16 protein-coding genes, 4 tRNA genes, 3 rRNA genes and 1 riboswitch are annotated in these 22,671 nt (G+C 53.4%); of the genes, 18 read left to right on the top strand and 5 right to left on the bottom strand.

Annotation, left to right across the window (positions count from 1 at the left end; translation table 11 throughout):
- Positions 1-18: 18 nt before the first annotated feature.
- The 4 genes from argC to argH all read left to right on the top strand — a co-directional run bounded on the left by argC (position 19) and on the right by argH (position 4,519).
- Entirely contained in the window at positions 19-1,023 is a 1,005-nt protein-coding gene (gene argC, locus AC1UKS_RS21535) for an N-acetyl-gamma-glutamyl-phosphate reductase (protein ID WP_482435166.1), read from the top strand.
- A gap of 15 nt (positions 1,024-1,038) precedes the next feature.
- Positions 1,039-1,815: an acetylglutamate kinase gene (gene argB, locus AC1UKS_RS21530; RefSeq protein WP_482435165.1), complete on the top strand. Its 777-nt coding sequence runs from the start codon at positions 1,039-1,041 to the stop codon at positions 1,813-1,815.
- Between the two features lie 26 nt (positions 1,816-1,841).
- Positions 1,842-3,062 carry an argininosuccinate synthase gene (locus tag AC1UKS_RS21525; protein WP_482435164.1) on the top strand — a complete coding sequence of 407 codons (1,221 nt, stop codon included), beginning with the start codon at positions 1,842-1,844 and terminating at the stop codon, positions 3,060-3,062.
- 83 nt (positions 3,063-3,145) lie between these two features.
- Positions 3,146-4,519: an argininosuccinate lyase gene (gene argH / locus AC1UKS_RS21520; protein WP_482435163.1), complete on the top strand. Its 1,374-nt coding sequence runs from the start codon at positions 3,146-3,148 to the stop codon at positions 4,517-4,519.
- Between the two features lie 140 nt (positions 4,520-4,659).
- On the opposite strand, the gene AC1UKS_RS21515 is transcribed toward argH, so the two are convergent.
- Complete coding sequence (locus tag AC1UKS_RS21515; protein ID WP_482435162.1) at positions 4,660-5,391, bottom strand: redoxin family protein; 732 nt, start codon at positions 5,389-5,391, stop codon at positions 4,660-4,662.
- A gap of 135 nt (positions 5,392-5,526) precedes the next feature.
- On the opposite strand from AC1UKS_RS21515, the gene oxyR reads away from it, so the two are divergent.
- The gene (gene oxyR / locus AC1UKS_RS21510) at positions 5,527-6,444 is read left to right on the top strand and encodes a DNA-binding transcriptional regulator OxyR (RefSeq protein WP_013200212.1); all 918 of its coding nucleotides are present in this window, start codon (positions 5,527-5,529) and stop codon (positions 6,442-6,444) included.
- Here the strand turns inward: oxyR and sthA are convergent.
- Entirely contained in the window at positions 6,427-7,827 is a 1,401-nt protein-coding gene (gene sthA / locus AC1UKS_RS21505; RefSeq protein WP_013200213.1) for a Si-specific NAD(P)(+) transhydrogenase, read from the bottom strand. The two genes, oxyR and sthA, sit on opposite strands and share 18 nt — an antisense overlap.
- Positions 7,828-8,028: 201 nt before the next feature.
- Here sthA and fabR point away from each other — a divergent pair, with 201 nt between their 5' ends.
- Both fabR and AC1UKS_RS21495 read left to right on the top strand, forming a co-directional pair.
- On the top strand, positions 8,029-8,670 hold the full coding sequence (gene fabR / locus AC1UKS_RS21500; protein WP_041692180.1) for an HTH-type transcriptional repressor FabR: 642 nt from the start codon (positions 8,029-8,031) through the stop codon (positions 8,668-8,670).
- Between the two features lie 11 nt (positions 8,671-8,681).
- Positions 8,682-9,038 (top strand): YijD family membrane protein, encoded by a 357-nt coding sequence (locus AC1UKS_RS21495; RefSeq protein WP_013200215.1) that lies wholly within the window; start codon positions 8,682-8,684, stop codon positions 9,036-9,038.
- A gap of 27 nt (positions 9,039-9,065) precedes the next feature.
- Here the strand turns inward: AC1UKS_RS21495 and trmA are convergent, their stop codons facing one another.
- Positions 9,066-10,166, bottom strand: coding sequence for a tRNA (uridine(54)-C5)-methyltransferase TrmA (trmA, locus tag AC1UKS_RS21490; protein ID WP_053145340.1), 1,101 nt, complete (start codon positions 10,164-10,166; stop codon positions 9,066-9,068).
- Between the two features lie 124 nt (positions 10,167-10,290).
- A riboswitch (cobalamin riboswitch) is annotated at positions 10,291-10,470 on the top strand.
- Positions 10,471-10,542: 72 nt separating this feature from the next.
- Here trmA and btuB point away from each other — a divergent pair.
- From btuB to AC1UKS_RS21445, 9 genes are all read left to right on the top strand, one after another.
- Positions 10,543-12,417, top strand: coding sequence for a TonB-dependent vitamin B12 receptor BtuB (btuB, locus tag AC1UKS_RS21485; protein ID WP_482435161.1), 1,875 nt, complete (start codon positions 10,543-10,545; stop codon positions 12,415-12,417).
- Positions 12,362-13,213, top strand: a complete 852-nt coding sequence (murI, locus tag AC1UKS_RS21480; protein WP_265909345.1) for a glutamate racemase — start codon at positions 12,362-12,364, stop codon at positions 13,211-13,213. The genes btuB and murI overlap by 56 nt, the downstream gene beginning before the upstream one ends.
- 374 nt (positions 13,214-13,587) lie before the next feature.
- Positions 13,588-15,128: ribosomal RNA gene (locus AC1UKS_RS21475) — 16S ribosomal RNA — on the top strand.
- Between the two features lie 75 nt (positions 15,129-15,203).
- Positions 15,204-15,280: transfer RNA gene (locus tag AC1UKS_RS21470), tRNA-Ile, on the top strand.
- A 171-nt stretch (positions 15,281-15,451) separates the two neighbouring features.
- Positions 15,452-15,527: transfer RNA gene (locus tag AC1UKS_RS21465), tRNA-Ala, on the top strand.
- Positions 15,528-15,727: 200 nt separating this feature from the next.
- Positions 15,728-18,635, top strand: a 23S ribosomal RNA gene (locus AC1UKS_RS21460).
- A gap of 228 nt (positions 18,636-18,863) precedes the next feature.
- Positions 18,864-18,979: ribosomal RNA gene (rrf, locus tag AC1UKS_RS21455) — 5S ribosomal RNA — on the top strand.
- Together the 16S, 23S and 5S rRNA genes with 4 tRNA genes alongside form the textbook arrangement of a ribosomal RNA operon.
- Before the next feature lie 101 nt (positions 18,980-19,080).
- Positions 19,081-19,157 (top strand) — tRNA-Asp (locus AC1UKS_RS21450).
- Positions 19,158-19,164: 7 nt separating this feature from the next.
- A tRNA-Trp gene (locus AC1UKS_RS21445) sits at positions 19,165-19,240 on the top strand.
- A 142-nt stretch (positions 19,241-19,382) separates the two neighbouring features.
- On the opposite strand, the gene hdfR is transcribed toward AC1UKS_RS21445, so the two are convergent.
- Positions 19,383-20,207 (bottom strand): HTH-type transcriptional regulator HdfR, encoded by an 825-nt coding sequence (gene hdfR, locus AC1UKS_RS21440; RefSeq protein ID WP_482435159.1) that lies wholly within the window; start codon positions 20,205-20,207, stop codon positions 19,383-19,385.
- 121 nt (positions 20,208-20,328) lie between these two features.
- On the opposite strand from hdfR, the gene AC1UKS_RS21435 reads away from it, so the two are divergent.
- The gene (locus tag AC1UKS_RS21435; RefSeq protein WP_013200220.1) at positions 20,329-20,667 is read left to right on the top strand and encodes a MaoP family protein; all 339 of its coding nucleotides are present in this window, start codon (positions 20,329-20,331) and stop codon (positions 20,665-20,667) included.
- A 25-nt stretch (positions 20,668-20,692) separates the two neighbouring features.
- Here the strand turns inward: AC1UKS_RS21435 and AC1UKS_RS21430 are convergent, their stop codons facing one another.
- Entirely contained in the window at positions 20,693-22,213 is a 1,521-nt protein-coding gene (locus tag AC1UKS_RS21430) for a YifB family Mg chelatase-like AAA ATPase (RefSeq protein WP_482435157.1), read from the bottom strand.
- Positions 22,214-22,558: 345 nt separating this feature from the next.
- Between AC1UKS_RS21430 and ilvL the strand changes: the two genes are divergently transcribed.
- Positions 22,559-22,657, top strand: a complete 99-nt coding sequence (gene ilvL / locus AC1UKS_RS21425; RefSeq protein ID WP_071822090.1) for an ilv operon leader peptide — start codon at positions 22,559-22,561, stop codon at positions 22,655-22,657.
- Positions 22,658-22,671: the final 14 nt, after the last annotated feature.

Genomic DNA, 22,671 nt, shown 5'->3' with positions numbered 1-22,671 from the left:
GAAAAAGGTGTCAGTCTGATGTTGAATACGCTGATTGTTGGTGCCAGTGGTTATGCTGGCGTAGAGCTTGCGACCTACCTGAATCGTCATCCACAGGTGAACATAACCGCTTTGGCGGTTTCAGCGCAAAGCCCGGACGCAGGAAAATTACTTTCCGATCTTCATCCGCAGCTGAAAGGCATCCTCGATATGCCGCTGCAGCCTCTGAGCAGCGCCTCGCAGTATGCCGATAAAGTGGACGTCGTTTTTCTGGCGACCGCTCACGAAGTCAGCCATGACCTTGCGCCAGAGTTCCTCGCCGCGGGTTGTGTGGTATTCGATCTCTCCGCTGCTTTCCGCGTGAACGATCAAAGCTTCTTCACAGACTACTACGGCTTCCCGCATCAGCATCAGGACTGGCTGGAAAAAGCGGTATATGGTCTCGCCGAGTGGCAGCATGACAACATTAAAGAAGCGCAGCTGATTGCGGTGCCGGGTTGCTATCCTACCGCTGCCCAGCTGGCCTTAAAGCCGCTGGTCGAAGCGGGCCTGCTGAACGATGCGCAATGGCCAGTGATCAACGCCACCAGCGGCGTGAGCGGAGCAGGGCGCAAAGCGGCGGTCGGCACCAGCTTCTGTGAAGTCAGCCTGCAGCCGTACGGTATTTTCACCCATCGTCATCACCCAGAAATCGAAGCGCACCTCGGTGTGCCGGTGATCTTCACCCCGCATCTGGGCAACTTCCCGCGCGGTATTCTGGCCACCACCACCTGCCGGTTAAAAGCAGGTGTGACCGCCGACGACGTGGCAGAAGCGTTCCATAATGCCTATCACGATAAGCCACTGGTGCGTGTTTACGACCAAGGCGTGCCGTCCATTAAGGGTGTTGTTGGTCTGCCATTCTGCGACATCGGCTTTGCGGTGAAGGGTGAACACCTGATTGTGGTATCGGCAGAAGATAACCTGTTAAAAGGCGCTTCCTCACAGGCAGTGCAATGCCTGAATATTCGTTTCGGCTTCCCGGAAACGCAGTCACTTATTTAATCGGTGAAGAAGATTATGACGACTCCTTTGATTATTAAACTCGGTGGCGTACTGCTGGATAGCGAAGAGGCGCTGGAGCGCCTGTTTGGCGCGCTGGTGGCCTACCGGGCTGAGCATCAACGTCCACTGCTGATTGTGCACGGCGGTGGCTGCCTGGTGGATGAGCTGATGAGCAAGCTCTCGCTGCCGGTGAAAAAGAAAAATGGCCTGCGCGTCACGCCTGCGGATCAGATCGACATTATTACCGGCGCGCTGGCGGGAACCGCAAACAAAACCCTGCTGGCCTGGTCGAAAAAGCACGGTATTGAGGCGGTTGGCCTCTGCCTGGGCGACGGCAGCAGCGTTAACGTGGAAGCCTTCGACGAAGAACTCGGCCACGTGGGTCTGGCCACGCCAGGTTCGCCGGTGTTAATTAATACTCTGCTGACCGCCGGTTTCCTGCCAGTGATCAGTTCCATCGGCATCACTCAGGATGGTAAGTTAATGAACGTCAACGCCGACCAGGCTGCGACCGCATTGGCGGCCACCCTGGGTGCCGATTTAATCCTGCTGTCGGATGTCAGTGGCATCCTCGACGGCAAGGGACAGCGTATCGAAGAGATGACCGCCGCCAAAGCTGAGAAGTTGATTGCTGAAGGCGTGATCACTGACGGTATGATTGTCAAAGTCAATGCAGCCCTGGACGCTGCCCGCACGCTGGGCCGTCCAGTGGATATCGCCAGCTGGCGTCATGCTGAGCAGCTGCCGATCCTATTTAACGGCGTGTCAATTGGCACCCGGATCCTCGCTTAATCAGAAACGGATTCAAGGAAAAGACAATGCAAGACAAGAGCATCAAAAAAATCGTTCTGGCTTACTCCGGTGGTCTGGATACCTCCGCCATCATTCCATGGCTGAAAGAGAACTACGGCGGCTGTGAAGTGGTCGCATTTGTGGCTGATATCGGTCAGGAGCGTGGCGATCTTGAAGGCGTTGAGCAGAAAGCGCTGCAGTCAGGCGCGTCCGAATGTCACGTCGTCGATCTGCGTGAAGAGTTCATCAGCGAATACGTTTACCCCGTGCTGCAGACCGGTGCCTTGTATGAAGGCACCTATCTGCTGGGCACCTCAATGGCGCGTCCAATCATCGCTAAAGCGCAGGTTGAGCTGGCGTTGAAAGTGGGTGCCGATGCGTTGTGCCACGGAGCGACCGGTAAGGGTAACGACCAGGTGCGTTTTGAAACCACCTATACCGCGCTGGCACCACAGCTGAAAGTGGTTGCGCCATGGCGTGAGTGGAACCTGCGTTCCCGTGAAGCCCTGCTGGACTACCTGAAAGAGCGCAACATCCCAACCACCGCCTCTCTGGAAAAGATCTACAGCCGTGATGAAAACGCCTGGCATATCTCTACCGAAGGCGGCGTGCTGGAAAGCCCATGGAATGCACCGAATAAAGATTGCTGGGTGTGGACCGTCGATCCGCTGGAAGCGCCAGATCAGCCGGAGCAGGTGACTGTGACTGTTGAGAAAGGCCGCGTTGTTGCGATTAACGGTAAAGCGATGAGCCCGTTCCAGTGTCTGGACGCGCTGAACGTAATCGGTGCTAAACACGGCGTTGGCCGTATCGACATCGTGGAAAACCGTCTGGTCGGCATTAAATCCCGCGGCTGCTATGAAACCCCAGGCGGCACCATCATGGTGAACGCACTGCGCGCCGTAGAGCAGCTGGTTCTGGACCGTGACAGCTTCAAGTGGCGTGAGCAGTTGGGCCATGAGATGTCGTATGTGGTTTACGACGGTCGCTGGTTCGCGCCACTGCGCAAATCCATCCAGGCGGCGGCTGAGTCACTGGCTGAAGACGTGAACGGCGAAGTGGTGCTGCAGCTGTACAAAGGCACCGTGACGGCAACGCAGAAGAAATCGGCTAACAGCCTCTATTCTGAAGAGTTCGCGACCTTCGGCGAAGATGAAGTGTACGATCATCGTCACGCGGGTGGCTTCATCCGTCTGTTCTCCCTTTCTTCTCGCATCCGTGCGCTGAACGAAAAGAACAAGGCCTGAGTTCAGGCCAATCGCGCCAGGGAGATCCTCTCTGGCGCCTCGCTAAAATTTACTCTCACCAAACGAATTAATGGAGCACTGACATGGCACTTTGGGGTGGACGGTTTACTCAGGCAGCAGATCAACGTTTCAAACAGTTTAATGACTCGCTGCGCTTCGACTATCGTCTGGCAGAGCAGGATATTGTCGGATCCGTTGCCTGGTCCAAAGCGCTGGTGACGGTCAATGTTCTGACAGCAGAAGAGCAGCAGCAGCTGGAAAGCGCGCTGACGGTATTGCTGGAAGAGGTACGTGCTAATCCGCAGCAAATCCTTGAAAGCGATGCAGAAGATATTCACAGCTATGTTGAGGGACGCCTGATCGAGAAGGTCGGCGCACTGGGCAAAAAGCTCCATACCGGACGCAGCCGTAATGACCAGGTGGCGACCGATCTGAAATTGTGGTGTAAAGCGCAGGTCAGCGAATTGCTGATCGCTTCCCGCCAGTTGCAGCAGGCGCTGGTGGCCACTGCGGAAGCAAACCAGGATGCGGTGATGCCGGGTTACACCCACCTGCAACGCGCTCAGCCGGTGACCTTTGCGCACTGGTGCCTGGCGTATGTGGAAATGCTGGCGCGCGATGAAAGCCGACTGCAGGATACGCTGAAGCGCCTGGATGTCAGCCCGTTAGGCTGTGGCGCATTAGCCGGAACCGCATACGAAATCGATCGTGAGCAGCTGGCCGGCTGGTTGGGCTTTGCCTCCGCCACCCGTAACAGTCTGGACACGGTGTCTGACCGCGATCACGTGCTGGAACTGCTGTCCAATGCCTCAATCGGCATGGTGCATCTGTCGCGTTTCGCAGAAGACCTGATCTTCTTTAACACCGGTGAAGCGGGCTTTGTAGAGCTATCCGACCGCGTGACTTCCGGTTCTTCCCTGATGCCTCAGAAGAAAAACCCGGATGCACTGGAACTGATCCGTGGCAAATGTGGCCGTGTACAGGGCGCGCTGACCGGCATGATGATGACCCTGAAAGGTCTGCCGCTGGCTTACAATAAAGACATGCAGGAAGACAAAGAAGGCCTGTTCGACGCGTTGGACACCTGGTCAGACTGCCTGCATATGGCGGCGCTGGTGCTGGATGGTATTCAGGTGAAACGTCCACGTTGCCAGGAAGCGGCAGAACAGGGTTACGCTAACTCAACCGAACTGGCGGATTATCTGGTCAGCAAAGGCGTGCCGTTCCGTGAAGCTCACCATGTTGTCGGTGAAGTGGTGGTGGCGGCGATTGCGAAAGGCGTGGCGCTGGAAGCACTTAAGCTGACGGAGTTGCAGGCTTACAGCAGCGTGATTGCCGAAGATGTCTATCCGTTCCTGTCACTGCAATCCTGCCTGGACAAGCGTAATGCCAAGGGCGGTGTTTCTCCTCATCAGGTGTCGCTGGCAATTACTGATGCGAAAAATCGTCTGATTTAAGGTGCGCCCGAGCGGGAAGCGTTTTCCCTCCCACGAAAAAAGGCGGACCCATGGTCCGCCAAATAAGATTCGACTTTATTATACGTTCTCGGCACATAAGAGAACGGGTCATGCAGGCATCACCCGTTCTGCTCAGGTTCTCAGGCTACAAAAAACTTTTCCAGATCGTCACTGCCACCAATGTGGCGTCCACCGATAAACACCTGTGGCACCGTTGCACGGCCCGTTACGGCGCGAAGGCTGACGGTTGTCGCGTCCTGGCCCAGCACAATTTCCTCGTACTGAATACCGCGATCCTGCAGCATCTGCTTGGCCTTAGCGCAGAATGAACAGCCTGGCTTGGTGAACAGCGAGACGGACTCCTGCACCTTAAACTCCGGTGCCAGATAGCGCAGCATGGTGTCAGCATCAGACACTTCAAACGGGTCGCCCGGCTTGTTGGGTTCAACAAACATTTTTTCTACCACGCCGTTGCGCACCAGCATGGAGTAACGCCATGAACGTGGGCCAAAGCCGAGGTCGGCTTTCTCAACCAGCATCTCCATGCCACGGGTAAAATCACCGTTACCATCGGGAATAAACGTAATGTTCGAGGCGTGCTGATCGGCTTTCCAGGCATTCATCACAAAGGTGTCGTTTACCGACACACAGAGAATGCTATCAACGCCGTGCTTTTTAAAGACGTCAGACAGTTCGTTGTAACGTGGTAAATGGCTGGAAGAGCAGGTTGGGGTAAAGGCACCCGGCAGCGAAAACAGAATGACGGTTTTATCTTTGAAAAGCTCATCAGTCGTAATATCTACCCAGTTATCGCCCTGACGAGTATGAAAAGTGACCTGCGGGACTGACTTACCTTCCTGACTAGCAAACATAAATACCCTCTGTAATTTCTTAAAAATTGATTTATCTCGCGAACGGGGGACATTATTGCCATCTGCGCTTGATAGGGATAATCGTTGATTGCTATCCTATCTATCGCCACGGACTATCGTGGCCCGGAGGATAAAATGAATATTCGTGATCTTGAATACCTGGTAGCGTTGGCCGAACATCGTCATTTTCGACGTGCAGCAGATTCCTGCCATGTCAGCCAACCCACCCTGAGCGGCCAGATCCGCAAGCTCGAAGATGAGCTTGGCGTGATGTTACTCGAGCGAACCAGTCGTAAGGTGCTGTTTACCCAGGCTGGACTGTTGCTGGTCGATCAGGCGCGTACGGTTTTACGTGAAGTGAAAGTGCTAAAGGAGATGGCCAGCCAGCAAGGCGAAGAGATGTCCGGGCCAATGCATATCGGGCTGATACCGACTGTCGGGCCGTATTTGTTGCCGCAGATCGTCCCCAACCTGCACAAAACCTTCCCTAAGTTGGAAATGTACCTGCACGAAGCGCAGACCCAGCAGTTGCTGGCTCAGCTGGATAGCGGGAAGCTGGATTGTGCCATTCTGGCGCTGGTGAAAGAGTCAGAAGCCTTTATTGAAGTGCCGTTGTTTGACGAGCCGATGAAGCTGGCGATTTATCAGGATCACCCATGGCGCGATCGCGATCGTGTACCGATGTCCGATTTGGCCGGTGAAAAGCTGTTGATGCTGGAAGACGGGCACTGCTTACGCGATCAGGCGATGGGATTCTGCTTCCAGGCAGGCGCAGATGAAGATACCCACTTCCGTGCGACCAGTCTGGAGACGTTGCGCAATATGGTGGCAGCAGGCAGCGGCATTACGCTGTTACCTGCGTTAGCCGTACCGAAAGAACGCGTGCGCGACGGGGTTTGCTATCTGCCGTGCTACAAACCTGTCCCGCAGCGTACTATCGCGCTGGTTTATCGCCCGGGATCGCCACTGCGCGGCCGCTATGAGCAGCTGGCAGAGGCAATCAAAGTCCATATGCAAAACTATATGGGCCCGGCGTTAAAACAGGCGGTTTAAACCGTTTAATGCCGCCACGCGGTAGGCTTCGGCCATGGTGGGATAGTTGAAGGTGGTATTCACGAAGTACTCGATCGTGTTGCCGCCGTTCTTCTGTTCCATGATGGCCTGGCCGATGTGAATGATCTCCGCAGCACGCTCACCGAAGCAGTGGATGCCGAGGATCTCTTTGGTTTCGCGGTGGAAGAGAATTTTCAGGCTCCCGACATTCATCCCGACAATCTGCGCACGCGCCAGATGCTTAAATTGCGCACGACCGACTTCGTATGGCACCTTCATCGCCGTCAGCTGCTGTTCCGTTTTGCCGACAGAGCTGATCTCAGGGATGGTATAAATCCCGGTAGGGATGTCTTCAATCAGGTGGGCATTGGCTTCGCCTTTAATCAGCGCTTGTGCCGCAATACGGCCCTGATCGTAAGCCGCAGAGGCCAGACTTGGGTAGCCAATCACATCACCCACCGCGTAAATATGCGGTTGGGCGGTCTGATACATGCTGTTCACTTTCAGCAATCCACGGCCATCCGCTTCCAGACCGACATTTTCCAGCGACAGCGAATCGGTGTTACCGGTACGTCCGTTGGCGTAAAGCAGGCAGTCAGCTTTCACTTTCTTGCCTGACTTCAGGTGCATAATCACTCCGTCACTGACGCCTTCAATCTTCTCGAACTCTTCGTTGTGGCGAATAACCACGCCGCTGTTCCAGAAGTGGTAGGAAAGCGAATCCGAAATTTCCTGATCGAGGAACGCCAGCAGATGGTCGCGGGTGTTAATCAAATCGACCTTCACGTTCAGGCCACGGAAGATTGAGGCGTACTCACAGCCAATCACCCCAGCGCCATAAATAATGACGTGGCCGGGTTCATGGTGCAGGTTAAGAATGGAGTCGCTGTCGTAAACCCGAGGATGGGTAAAGTCGACGTCTGCAGGATGGTAAGGGCGTGAACCGCAGGCGATGACAAATTTCTCTGCCGTCAGGCGCTCCAGGCTACCGTCGTGGGACGCAATTTCAATGGTGTTGGCATCGATAAAGCGTGCATCGCCCTGATACAGTTCGCAGCGGTTACGTTCATAGAATCCCTGGCGCATACGGGTTTGCTGGCTAATCACGTTTTCAGTGTGGTTAAGGATGTCGGCAAACGAGGAGCGCAACAGACGGGTCTGATCGCTGTAAAGCGGGTTCTGGTTGAACTCGATAATACGGCTGACTGCGTGACGCAGTGCTTTGGATGGAATGGTTCCCCAATGCGTACAGCCGCCACCGATGTTGTGATAGCGCTCGATAACGGCGATGCGGGCACCCTGTTTCAGCAGGCCCATCGCGGCTCCCTCACCGCCAGGACCTGAACCAATCACAATGGCGTCGTAATCATAAGACTGTTGCATACCAATACGTCCTATTTTTTATACAATTTTTCAACGAGATTCTAACATCCCGATGACGACTTCCCAATTCTAACCGACTTTTTTGCCATCATTTGTCAAAGCGTGGGGTTAACAGGCGCTCACAAACTAGATGCCACTGTACGCTGAAATTTTTGTTATAGTGCCGATCAGCTAAGTAAAACAGGCACAAACATGACTACCATGGGCGTCAGAGCACAGCAGAAAGAACGGACAAGACGTTCGCTGATTGAAGCGGCATTTAGTCAACTAAGTGCCGAGCGGAGTTTTGCCAGCCTGAGTCTGAGAGAAGTCGCCAGGGAAGCGGGGATCGCACCGACGTCATTCTACCGTCATTTTCGTGATGTAGATGAGTTAGGGCTAACCATGGTCGATGAAAGTGGTCTGATGCTACGCCAGTTGATGCGCCAGGCGCGTCAACGCATCGCCAAAGGGGGCAGCGTCATTCGCACCTCCGTCTCCACATTTATGGAGTTTATTGGCAACAATCCCAACGCATTCCGCCTGTTGCTGCGGGAACGTTCAGGTACCTCGGCGGCATTTCGTGCTGCGGTGGCCCGGGAAATTCAGCATTTTATCGCCGAGCTGGCGGATTACCTTGAGATTGAAAACCGCATGCCGCGCAGCTTCACCGAAGCTCAGGCGGAAGCCATGGTCATTATCGTGTTTAACGCCGGTGCGGAAGCGCTGGATATCGATATCGATCAGCGTCGTCAGCTGGAAGAACGGCTGGTGTTGCAGCTGCGGATGATTTCGAAAGGGGCTTATTACTGGTATCGTCGTGAACAGGAGAGGCTGGCGGTAACGCTGGAATCCCATGACTAAAGGAAAGTGACATGAGTTTAGCGCCTGGCCGTGACAGAGGTACGCTGTTGCTGGCATTTCTTACCGGTTTGTCGATCAACGGGACGTTTTCGGTGTTATTCAGTTCCCTTGTGCCGTTCTCAATTTTTCCGCTTATCGCGCTTGGCCTGGCGGCCTGGTGCCTGCATCAACGCTATCTTAATCGCTCAATGCCGGATGGCATGCCTTCCCTGGCCGCCGCTTTTTTCCTGCTTGGTATCCTGCTTTACAGTGCCATTGTACGCGCTGAATATCCGGAAATCGGCTCTAACTTTATTCCGACCATCCTGATGGTAGCGCTGGTGTTCTGGATTGGACTTAAGCTGCGTACGCGCAAAAGCCAGGAGTAAAATGGGCGACTGAGGTCGCCCAAATGCTCAGCGTCGGGTCAGCAGAACGCCGCACTCCATATGGTGCGTATACGGGAACTGATCGAACAGCGCCAGCTTCTCAACCGTGTGCGTTTCTGACAGCGTGGCCAGGTTTTCGCACAGCGTTTGTGGGTTGCAGGAGATATAAAGGATGCGCGGGTAAGCCTGCACCATTTTCACCGTATCGGCATCCAGCCCACTGCGCGGCGGATCGACGAAAATCGTCTCGCACTGATAGCTCTGCAGATCGATGCCTTCCAGACGCCTGAACTGGCGCTTCCCTTTCATTGCTTCGGTAAACTCTTCCGCTGACATGCGGATGATCTGCACGTTATCAATATTGTTCACCGCAATATTGTACTGAGCCGAAGCCACCGACGGTTTCGCGATTTCAGTGGCCAGCACGCGGTTAAAGTTGCGGGCCAGCGCCAGCGAGAAATTGCCGTTACCGCAATACAGCTCCAGTAAATCCCCGGAAGAATCTTTGGTGACCTCCAGCGCCCACTCCAGCATCTGAATATTCATCGCCGCATTCGGCTGGGTGAAGCTGTTTTCGACCTGACGATAGATAATGTCTTTTCCGGCAACTGGTAAGCACTCATCAACGTAATCGCGATCCAGGCAGATTTTGGTCTTGGTGGCGCGACCAATCAGCTGTACGTCAAAACCTTCTGCCCGCAGCGCATCCCGCAGGGCTTCCGCTTCCTGCTGCCACTCTTCGGTCAGAGCACGATGATACAGCATCGAAACCACGATCTGGTTGCTCAGCGTGGACAGATAATCTACCTGGAAAAGCTTGTGGCGCAGCGTTTTGTTATCGCGAACGGCGTCAATCAGGCGTGGCATCAGCGCATTGATTAACTGGCTGGCCGCCGGGAAACTGTCAACCCGAATCCGCTCGCGGGTCTGTTGATCAAAGATGATGTGATACAGGTCATCCCCTTCGTGCCAGAGACGAAACTCCGCGCGCATACGGTAATGGCTGACCGGTGAACGAAATACGTCAACTTCCGGAGCCGCAAACGGGGTCATCAACGTCTGCAGACGGGTAACCTTTTCCTCAAGTTGGGCATCATAGTGTTCAATGGGCAGCTGTTCGGGCGTCATGCGTTTTCCTGGGTTGAAGGGCTTTTATTGCCGGGCGATTGTAGGCATCTGGCACTCAATGTCCAGTATTGTGCAGTTTCGCTGGGTTTTGGATGTCTGGATATCTGGACTTCTCTCATTGTTGAACATAAGATGCGATTTCCGGCCTTTCAAACAGTTAAAAGGGAATCCAGTACCAAGCTGGAGCTGACGCGCAGCGGTAGGGAATGTCTTGGCGAACGTAATTCAGACACTGTCTTCGGATGGGAAGTCTTCGCCATTTATGATTCCGAGCCCGAAGACCTGCCGGTATTACGTCGCAATTCCTGTGACCATCGCGTGCTATCGGTCGCAGGCCTGCGGCATCCTGCATGAATTTATGGATGCTTTGTCAAAAATGATAATTAATAAAACCCCACTGTTGGCTTTTAGCGCAACGGCGATTTCCCTCTGGGCGCAAAATGGCTTTGCGCATGATGCGGATAATACGCTGGTCACCACGGCGAATCGTTTTGCGCAGCCTGTCTCCTCGGTATTAGCGCCGACTACGGTTGTCACCCGGGAAGAAATTGACCGTTGGCAGTCTAAAAGCGTCGCGGATGTGATGCGTCGTCTGCCCGGTGTTGATATCGCGCAAAACGGCGGGCTGGGCCAGCAGAGCTCGCTGTTTATTCGTGGCACCAACTCCAGTCATGTGTTGATCCTGATTGATGGTATCCGTCTGAACCAGGCCGGTATCAGCGGCTCTTCCGACCTCAGCCAGATCCCTATTTCACTTGTCCAGCGTATTGAATACGTCCGTGGCGCGCGTTCTGCCGTATACGGCTCAGATGCGATTGGTGGTGTGGTTAATATTATTACCGGTCGCAGCAAGCCAGGTACGACGCTGACCGCCGGCGTCGGCTCGAATGGCTATCAGTCTTATGACGGTTCCACCCAGCAGATGCTTGGGCCGAATACCCGGGTGACCCTGGCAGGTAACTATACCTATACCAAAGGTTATGACGTGGTCGCCAACTATCCTGATGTCTACGGGGACCCGGCACAGAAAGATCGTGATGGATTTATGAGTAAATCCCTCTACGGCTCGGTAGAACAACAGTTTACGGACGAGCTGAGCGGTTTTGTGCGTGGCTATGGTTATGACAACCGCACCGCGTACGATAGCAGCCTCAGTTACGACGTTCCCGGCGCACTGGTTGATACCCGTCAGCTTTACAGCCAGACGTGGGATACCGGGCTGCGCTTTAATCGTGACATCTATTCTACTCAGCTGATTGCCAGCTACAGCCATACCAAGGATTACAATTACGATCCGCGTCTGGGCCGTTATGCCGATCCGGCGACGCTGGATGATGTTGAGCAGTACAACCTGCAATGGGGCAACACCGTTGCTGTCGGTTACGGCACCGTCAGCGCCGGCGTGGACTGGCAGAAGCAAACGTCAGAACCGAACACCAGCACTGTTACTGAAGGGCAGGAACAACGTAACACGGGCCTGTATGCCACGGCACAACAAAAGCTGGGCAGCGTCACGCTGGAAGGGGCAGTCCGTGGCGATGACAACAATACCTTCGGCTGGCATAACACCTGGCAAACCAGTGCCGCGTGGGAGTTTGTTGATGGCTACAGCGTCTTCGCCTCTTACGGTACCGCCTTTAAGGCGCCAAACCTCAGCCAGTTATACAGTGGAGTCTATGGTAACCGCGATCTGGACCCGGAAAAAAGCAAGCAGTGGGAAGGAGGCTTCGAGGGGCTGACCGGTCCGGTTAACTGGCGCCTGTCGGGTTATCGCAACGACATTGATAATCTGATTGATAGCGATCCAACCACTTACCGTTATTACAATATCGCCAAGGCCACTATTAAAGGTGTAGAGGCGACCGCGTCATTCGATACCGGCCCACTGAGCCATACCGTATCTTATGATTATGTTGATCCGCGTGACGGCAATACTAACGAAATCCTTGTTCGCCGTGCCAGGCAGCAGGTTAAGTACCAGCTGGATTACACGGTTTATGATTTTGACTGGTCACTCAGCTATCAATACCTGGGCGAGCGTTACGATAAGGACTTCAATACCTCTTATACCACCCGCACCGTCAAACTGGGTGGCGTTAGCCTGTGGGATCTCGCCGTTTCGTATCCGCTCACGTCTCAGCTGACCGTTCGTGGTAGAATAGCCAACCTGTTCGATAAAGATTACGAGACAGTTTATGGCTATCAAACTCCAGGAAGGGAGTATTACCTCAGCGGCAGTTACACCTTCTAAAGAGCGTCCCACCGTGCTGGTTTTTGACTCTGGCGTCGGTGGGCTTTCAGTCTATGAAGAGCTCCGGCAGCTGATGCCGGATCTCCACTACCTTTATGCCTTCGATAACGTGGCTTTTCCTTATGGTGAAAAGTCAGAAGAGTTCATCGTTCATCGCGTTGTCGATATCGTAGAGGCTGTCACCCGTCGCTACCCGCTGGCGTTAGTGGTGATAGCCTGTAACTCTGCCAGTACCGTTACCCTCCCGGCACTTCGTGCCCGTTTTGACTTCCCTGTTGTTGGCGTCGTGCCCGCGATTAAACCTGCTGCCCGTTTGACCCGTAATGGCATCGTCGGGTTACTGGCGACGCGGGGGACGGTAAAGCGTCCTTATACTCACGAGCTGGTGGCGCGTTTTGCCAGTGAATGCAAAACGGAAATGTTGGGATCGGCCGAGCTGGTTGAGCTGGCTGAAGCGAAGCTTCAGGGCAAACCCGTTCCGCTTGAAGAGGTACGCCGTATTCTGCAGCCGTGGCTGCGAATGAAAGAACCGCCAGATACCGTGGTGTTGGGCTGTACCCACTTCCCTCTATTAAATGAGGAGTTACAACAAGTCTTACCGGAAGGGACGCGTTTAGTGGATTCAGGTGCGGCGATAGCGCGTCGTACGGCCTGGTTATTAGAAAATGAATCCCCGGCGGCTTTTTCTGACGACAGCAATATCGCTTTCTGCATGGACATCACCGAGCAGGCAGTACAATTAATGCCCGTTTTGAAGCGTTACGGCTTCGAAAAGCTCGAAAAACTGGCGCTTTAGCTGGTTTATGAGTGAAAAATAATCGGTTGAAAAGTTTTTTGCATTTAGCACTTGTCAGTCTCCAGAAAATCCCTATACTGCGCCTCCACTGACACGGAACAACGACTTACAGGTTGCCGGGTCAGGAAGAGAAAAGTGAGAAAATTCCTTGACTCTTCAGCGGGAAAGCGTAATATCTGCACCCCGCGCCACACGAGATTATGTGGCACTGCTCTTTAACAATTTATCAGACAATCTGTGTGGGCACTCGCAGGATTGATATCAGCGTCGCAAGGCGCAAAAAATATCAAGCCTTAAGAGTGAACACATAATGAAATTCATTATGACGTTTTACACTTGAGCATCGCTGAACTTGTTTCAGCAAATCGAACTTTTAATTGAAGAGTTTGATCATGGCTCAGATTGAACGCTGGCGGCAGGCCTAACACATGCAAGTCGAACGGTAGCACAGAGAGCTTGCTCTTGGGTGACGAGTGGCGGACGGGTGAGTAATGTCTGGGAAACTGCCTGATGGAGGGGGATAACTACTGGAAACGGTAGCTAATACCGCATAACGTCTTCGGACCAAAGTGGGGGACCTTCGGGCCTCACACCATCGGATGTGCCCAGATGGGATTAGCTAGTAGGTGGGGTAATGGCTCACCTAGGCGACGATCCCTAGCTGGTCTGAGAGGATGACCAGCCACACTGGAACTGAGACACGGTCCAGACTCCTACGGGAGGCAGCAGTGGGGAATATTGCACAATGGGCGCAAGCCTGATGCAGCCATGCCGCGTGTATGAAGAAGGCCTTCGGGTTGTAAAGTACTTTCAGCGGGGAGGAAGGCGACAGGGTTAATAACCCTGTCGATTGACGTTACCCGCAGAAGAAGCACCGGCTAACTCCGTGCCAGCAGCCGCGGTAATACGGAGGGTGCAAGCGTTAATCGGAATTACTGGGCGTAAAGCGCACGCAGGCGGTCTGTCAAGTCAGATGTGAAATCCCCGGGCTTAACCTGGGAACTGCATTTGAAACTGGCAGGCTAGAGTCTTGTAGAGGGGGGTAGAATTCCAGGTGTAGCGGTGAAATGCGTAGAGATCTGGAGGAATACCGGTGGCGAAGGCGGCCCCCTGGACAAAGACTGACGCTCAGGTGCGAAAGCGTGGGGAGCAAACAGGATTAGATACCCTGGTAGTCCACGCCGTAAACGATGTCGACTTGGAGGTTGTGCCCTTGAGGCGTGGCTTCCGGAGCTAACGCGTTAAGTCGACCGCCTGGGGAGTACGGCCGCAAGGTTAAAACTCAAATGAATTGACGGGGGCCCGCACAAGCGGTGGAGCATGTGGTTTAATTCGATGCAACGCGAAGAACCTTACCTGGCCTTGACATCCACGGAATTCGGCAGAGATGCCTTAGTGCCTTCGGGAACCGTGAGACAGGTGCTGCATGGCTGTCGTCAGCTCGTGTTGTGAAATGTTGGGTTAAGTCCCGCAACGAGCGCAACCCTTATCCTTTGTTGCCAGCGAGTAATGTCGGGAACTCAAAGGAGACTGCCGGTGACAAACCGGAGGAAGGTGGGGATGACGTCAAGTCATCATGGCCCTTACGGCCAGGGCTACACACGTGCTACAATGGCGCATACAAAGAGAAGCGAACTCGCGAGAGCAAGCGGACCTCACAAAGTGCGTCGTAGTCCGGATCGGAGTCTGCAACTCGACTCCGTGAAGTCGGAATCGCTAGTAATCGTAGATCAGAATGCTACGGTGAATACGTTCCCGGGCCTTGTACACACCGCCCGTCACACCATGGGAGTGGGTTGCAAAAGAAGTAGGTAGCTTAACCTTCGGGAGGGCGCTTACCACTTTGTGATTCATGACTGGGGTGAAGTCGTAACAAGGTAACCGTAGGGGAACCTGCGGTTGGATCACCTCCTTACCTGAAGATACCTTCCCGCGTAGTGTCCACAACAGATTGTCTGATAGAAAAGTAACGAGCAGAAAAAACCTCTACAGGCTTGTAGCTCAGGTGGTTAGAGCGCACCCCTGATAAGGGTGAGGTCGGTGGTTCAAGTCCACTCAGGCCTACCAAATTTTCACTCATGCTGCGTTATGCGCGCGGTCGTTTACCTTAAGTAAACTTCCCTTCCGCATGCCTTGCCTGAGTAAAAATTACATTTCTCCCAAAGAGTAGTGTCCTCAACGTCCTCTTCGAAAGAAAAGAACGTAAGTGGTAGTAGATGGTCTCTGCAGTAACTGTATGGGGCTATAGCTCAGCTGGGAGAGCGCCTGCCTTGCACGCAGGAGGTCAGCGGTTCGATCCCGCTTAGCTCCACCATGCAGTTTTCTGACAATACTTCAGAGCGTACCGGCAACGGTGTGCTGCGAAGTATTATGCTCTTTAACAATCCGGAACAAGCTGAAAATTGAAACGACATGTCGTTTTCATTCTCCGTAATAAGAATGAAATCAACGATATGTTCGAGTCTCTCAAATGCTTACAACAGCAGTGTCTTTCGGGACGCTTGTGGGTTGTGAGGTTAAGTGACTAAGCGTACACGGTGGATGCCTAGGCAGTCAGAGGCGATGAAGGGCGTGCTAATCTGCGATAAGCGTCGGTAAGGTGATATGAACCGCAATAACCGACGATACCCGAATGGGGAAACCCGGTGCACCTTGGTGCATCATTGCAACATGAATACATAGTGTTGCAAGGCGAACCTGGGGAACTGAAACATCTAAGTACCCAGAGGAAAAGAAATCAACCGAGATTCCCCCAGTAGCGGCGAGCGAACGGGGAACAGCCCAGAACCTGAATCAGCTTGTGCATTAGTGGAAGCGTCTGGAAAGTCGCAGGGTACAGGGTGATACTCCCGTACACAAAAATGCACTTGCTGTGAGTTCGATGAGTAGGGCGGGACACGTGACATCCTGTCTGAATATGGGGGGACCATCCTCCAAGGCTAAATACTCCTGACTGACCGATAGTGAACCAGTACCGTGAGGGAAAGGCGAAAAGAACCCCGGCGAGGGGAGTGAAACAGAACCTGAAACCGTGTACGTACAAGCAGTGGGAGCACCTTCGTGGTGTGACTGCGTACCTTTTGTATAATGGGTCAGCGACTTATATTCTGTAGCAAGGTTAACCGTATAGGGGAGCCGAAGGGAAACCGAGTCTTAACTGGGCGTTAAGTTGCAGGGTATAGACCCGAAACCCGGTGATCTAGCCATGGGCAGGTTGAAGGTTGGGTAACACTAACTGGAGGACCGAACCGACTAATGTTGAAAAATTAGCGGATGACTTGTGGCTGGGGGTGAAAGGCCAATCAAACCGGGAGATAGCTGGTTCTCCCCGAAAGCTATTTAGGTAGCGCCTCGTGAACTCATCTTCGGGGGTAGAGCACTGTTTCGGCTAGGGGGCCATCCCGGCTTACCAACCCGATGCAAACTGCGAATACCGAAGAATGTTATCACGGGAGACACACGGCGGGTGCTAACGTCCGTCGTGAAGAGGGAAACAACCCAGACCGCCAGCTAAGGTCCCAAAGTCATGGTTAAGTGGGAAACGATGTGGGAAGGCACAGACAGCCAGGATGTTGGCTTAGAAGCAGCCATCATTTAAAGAAAGCGTAATAGCTCACTGGTCGAGTCGGCCTGCGCGGAAGATGTAACGGGGCTAAACCATGCACCGAAGCTGCGGCAGCGACGCTTAGGCGTTGTTGGGTAGGGGAGCGTTCTGTAAGCCGTCGAAGGTGGCCTGTGAAGGCTGCTGGAGGTATCAGAAGTGCGAATGCTGACATAAGTAACGATAAAGCGGGTGAAAAGCCCGCTCGCCGGAAGACCAAGGGTTCCTGTCCAACGTTAATCGGGGCAGGGTGAGTCGACCCCTAAGGCGAGGCCGAAAGGCGTAGTCGATGGGAAACAGGTTAATATTCCTGTACTCGGTGTTACTGCGAAGGGGGGACGGAGAAGGCTATGTTAGCCGGGCGACGGTTGTCCCGGTTTAAGCATGTAGGCGGAGAGTTTAGGTAAATCCGGACTCTTATTAACGCTGAGGTGTGATGACGAGGCACTACGGTGCTGAAGTAACAAATGCCCTGCTTCCAGGAAAAGCCTCTAAGCATCAGGTAACACGGAATCGTACCCCAAACCGACACAGGTGGTCAGGTAGAGAATACCAAGGCGCTTGAGAGAACTCGGGTGAAGGAACTAGGCAAAATGGTGCCGTAACTTCGGGAGAAGGCACGCTGGCGCGTAGGTGAAGGGACTTGCTCCCGGAGCTGAAGCCAGTCGAAGATACCAGCTGGCTGCAACTGTTTATTAAAAACACAGCACTGTGCAAACACGAAAGTGGACGTATACGGTGTGACGCCTGCCCGGTGCCGGAAGGTTAATTGATGGGGTTATCCGCAAGGAGAAGCTCTTGATCGAAGCCCCGGTAAACGGCGGCCGTAACTATAACGGTCCTAAGGTAGCGAAATTCCTTGTCGGGTAAGTTCCGACCTGCACGAATGGCGTAATGATGGCCAGGCTGTCTCCACCCGAGACTCAGTGAAATTGAACTCGCTGTGAAGATGCAGTGTACCCGCGGCAAGACGGAAAGACCCCGTGAACCTTTACTATAGCTTGACACTGAATATTGAACCTTGATGTGTAGGATAGGTGGGAGGCTTTGAAGCGTGGACGCCAGTCTGCGTGGAGCCAACCTTGAAATACCACCCTTTAACGTTTGATGTTCTAACCTGGCGCCGTGATCCGGCGTGGGGACAGTGTCTGGTGGGTAGTTTGACTGGGGCGGTCTCCTCCTAAAGAGTAACGGAGGAGCACGAAGGTTAGCTAATCACGGTCGGACATCGTGAGGTTAGTGCAATGGCATAAGCTAGCTTGACTGCGAGAGTGACGGCTCGAGCAGGTGCGAAAGCAGGTCATAGTGATCCGGTGGTTCTGAATGGAAGGGCCATCGCTCAACGGATAAAAGGTACTCCGGGGATAACAGGCTGATACCGCCCAAGAGTTCATATCGACGGCGGTGTTTGGCACCTCGATGTCGGCTCATCACATCCTGGGGCTGAAGTAGGTCCCAAGGGTACGGCTGTTCGCCGTTTAAAGTGGTACGCGAGCTGGGTTTAGAACGTCGTGAGACAGTTCGGTCCCTATCTGCCGTGGGCGCTGGAAGATTGAGAGGGGTTGCTCCTAGTACGAGAGGACCGGAGTGAACGCACCACTGGTGTTCGGGTTGTCATGCCAATGGCATTGCCCGGTAGCTAAGTGCGGAAAAGATAAGCGCTGAAAGCATCTAAGCGCGAAACTTGCCTCGAGATGAATCTTCCCTGGGCCTTTAAGGCCCCTGAAGGGACGTTGAAGACTACGACGTTGATAGGCCGGGTGTGTAAGCGCAGCGATGCGTTGAGCTAACCGGTACTAATGACCCGTGAGGCTTAACCTTACAACACCAGAAGCGTTCTGGTGAGCGTCTGAGAGACACAAACAGATATTTTCAGCTTGAACCGGATAAAGAATTATCTGTTCTGCGGACCCCGGTCCGTGGGATTTTGCTTTGTGGTAAGGCGGCAAGTGCCGTGAAGGAAGGAGCATACTGAGGTATGTGACTGAGTTTACAAGCGCGGCCAACGCGGCCACGGAGCGAAATACACAGGACAGAGCACAGAATTTGCCTGGCGGCTTTAGCGCGGTGGTCCCACCTGACCCCATGCCGAACTCAGAAGTGAAACGCCGTAGCGCCGATGGTAGTGTGGGGTCTCCCCATGCGAGAGTAGGGAACTGCCAGGCATCAATTTAGACCATTTTATGGTCATGACCTTTCCAGTGACACGGAAAGGGCGAAACACCTGATATCAGAAGCAACATTCTGAAGTCAGTACAGAATCGGTGGAGCGGTAGTTCAGTTGGTTAGAATACCTGCCTGTCACGCAGGGGGTCGCGGGTTCGAGCCCCGTCCGTTCCGCCACCCTTTTAGGGGCGTAGTTCAATTGGTAGAGCACCGGTCTCCAAAACCGGGTGTTGGGAGTTCGAGTCTCTCCGCCCCTGCCATTAAAAATGATCCTTTGCTTCGGCAAAGGATTTTTTTTGCCTGTAATAAAGCAATTTCTGCTGCAAATTCCTCCAGTCCCCTCTCTTCAGATGAAAAAAATGGCCAGTAAACTGACCATTCTGTTCGCTTTTCATGCCCGAATTACTGCGTATTAACCGGAAATTTAATCAACTGACGAATATGCGTTTGTTGATCGCTGTTCTGTAACCACACGGCATAAAGCGGTCTGACGGCCACTGGCGTGTCCGGGATCACCACCAGATCCGGGTATTCACTTTGCCAGATGTCCGGCAGGAATGAGCAGGCTCCCGTGGTGTGCAGCAGCTGCCGGGTTAAATGGGCCGAGGTGGTCGTTAACACAGGGACGTCATCTGCACCGGCAAGATAGCTCTCATGTTGGTGAAAATCAGCGCCCCATTCCAGCTTGATATAGTCATATTTATCTCGTTTGTCCGTTTTTCGTGAACGATACAGGGTTAATGAGATATGCCCAATTTGCTGGCTGGTAAGCTCATCCATTTTCGGTGCCTCAGTGGTGATCAGCAGATCCAACTGACGCTCATGCAATTGCTTCACCAGCAGATGACGCTGAGCGACACGCGCTTCGAGGTGAAGGCTTTCACGGTTCTCATACAGTGTCTGCAGCCAGGGCGTGAGGTAAGCCTCCCATAACGACGCACTGGCCCCAATCGACAGCTCATGATGCTGCTGGGTGTGCGAGACTTCCTTCTTGGCCATCATCCATGTGCTCATCAAACTTTCGGCGTAAGGCAACAGGCGCTCACCAGCCGAAGTCAGCCGTATGTTATTGCGGTGGCGGGTAAAAAGATTCACCCCCAGCTGATTTTCAAGCTGCCTGATGCGAAAACTCACGGCCGATTGTGTGAGATAGAGCGCTTCAGCGGCACGTCCAAAGTGGCGAGTTCTGCTCACTTCAAGAAAGGTCTTCAGTAATTCCGTATCCACATCCATCTCCTAAAAAACATTTGTCGTTATGATTTAAATGTTTTGTTTTACACTCTGTCAAGCGTATCTAATACTCCGCGCCATAAATAGCACGGCCATAGAAGAGTTAGGAGCGTGTAGAATGGCGGAAAGCTTCGCAACAACTAATCGTTTTTTTGACAACAAACACTATCCGCGTGGATTCTCCCGTCATGGTGATTTCACCATCAAAGAAGCCCAACTTCTTGAGCGTTATGGTTACGCTTTTAACGAGTTGGATCTGGTAAAACGTGAGCCTGCAACGGAAGAAGAGCGTCTGTTTGTTGAGGTGTGCCGCGGCATCCGTGAGCCACAGACTGAAGCAGAGCGCGTCTGGTCCAAGTACATGAGCCGGATTAAGCGTCCTAAACGTTTCCACACCCTGTCTGGCGGTAAGCCACAGATGGAAGGTGTGGAAGATTACACGGATAGCGACGATTAAGATAAAAGGGGCTTCGGCCCCTTTTTCATTCCAGACTTTTCTGTAGATGGCTAAGTAACCTGTCGATCCCCCGATAACTTAGCGCCTCGTGCAGGTGCTCTCGCTGAATACTCTCCTTCTTACCTAAATCTGCAATCGTCCGGGCAACCTTCAGAATACGCTGCCAGGCGCGAACTGACAGACCTAACTGATTCAATACCTCTTCCAGCCACTGCGCATCCTGCTGTGTTATCCGGCAATCGCGCTTAATTTCTTTGGGCTGAATCAGGGCATTAACCTTTCCGGCACGATCAAGCTGGCGTTGTCGGGCCGCAATCACCCTCAGTCGAATAGTGGTACTGCTTTCACTGTTCGCGTTTTGCCTGCTCAGTGTGCCGGGTGGAAGCAGAGGGACTTCAAGCGAAAGATCGAAGCGATCGAGGAACGGTCCGGACAGTTTGTTGAGGTAGCGAAGCGTCTGCTGGGGCGTGCTGCGATTATGGGTACCGTGATAATGACCTGTCGGGCTGGGGTTCATTGCGGCTATTAACTGAAAGCGCGCCGGGTAGGTCACTTTCGCCCGCGCGCGTGAAATACAAATCTCACCAGACTCCAGCGGTTCTCTCAGCGCATCCAGCGTTTTTCGATCAAACTCTGGCAGCTCATCCAGAAACAGAATGCCGTTGTGTGCCAGCGAAATCTCGCCGGGTTTTGGCAGTGAACCGCCACCGACCAGCGCATAGCGTGATGACGTGTGATGAGGGGCCCGGAATGGGCGCTGTCGCCATTGTTGATGCAGGATACCTGTGCTGACCAGGCTGGCGATGGCGGCGCTCTCCAGGGCCTCCTCATCGCTTAATGATGGCATCAACCCGATTAGCCTGGTGGCAAGCATGGTCTTCCCTGTGCCGGGTGGCCCAATCAGTAACAGGTTATGCCCACCGGCGGCACAAATTTCCAGTGCCCGCTTCGCCAGTTGCTGACCCACGATGTCACTGAGGTCTCCTCCTTGCCAGCCTACCTCAGGTAACTCACATCGTGCCTCTTCAAGCGTTGTGTGGCCGGCCAGAAAATGGCAAACGTTGAGCAGGTGACCGCTCAGCAAGCTTTTCGCCTCGTGGATCATGCCGACCTCTTCAAGGTTATCGCTGGACAAGATCAGCTGGCGCTGTGCCTGAGTGGCTGCCAGCGCTGCGGGAATGGCGCCCTGTACGCCACGGAGAGCACCTGTTAAAGCTAACTCTCCCAGGAATTCATATTGCCCCAACTTCTCCGCAGGAATCTGCTCTGAGGCCGCCAGAATCGCTATTGCAATAGGAAGATCGTATCTTCCCCCTTCTTTGGGAAGATCGGCTGGCGCAAGATTGACGGTGATGCGTTTAGCGGGAAAGGTAAAGCCACAGTTGATGATGGCACTGCGTACCCGATCGCGGGCTTCCTTTACCGTCGTTTCAGGCAGACCCACCAGGGAAAGCGCGGGCAGGCCATTACTGAGATGGACTTCAACCAACACCAATGGTGCCTCGATACCAATAGCGGCTCGGGTATAGGCAAGAGATAGCGACATAGACACTCCTTGTTTATCGCAGTCTTACTTTTCAGCGGAACACTTTCGAGTGCCAACGGCTCCTAAACCGGGCGGGCTCGCAAAAAATATCGTCCTGAAGACAGATTTTATTACTTCCGCTCGACAGGGCTCGTAATCTGAACGCTGTTTTTTTCACCTGTAGTCATTGCGCAGGGTGCGTAATGAATAATTTTCAGGATCTGGCTTATTCCCTGAATAACCATCGCTTTTTTGAATATTGCAGCGCGCAGCATAAAATAAAATGATGAAAAAAGTTGAGTTTGACTCGCTAACTGTGATAACTCTGTAGGCATTACTTCGAACAAGCGAAATTATCGAATACAAATGAAAGCCCTTCTACGAGTCGTCAGCCTAGTCATTATTAACGTCGTCGTGATTATTATCACGCCGTGCGGGGCTACGCTCGGAGAAAGAAAGGCTTAAAAATCAAGCCTGAT

The organism is Erwinia sp. AK-PDG3-5, from assembly GCF_056821705.1.
Note: the sequence above shows the minus strand (reverse complement) of the source record. Positions and strands in the feature narration are given on the sequence as shown.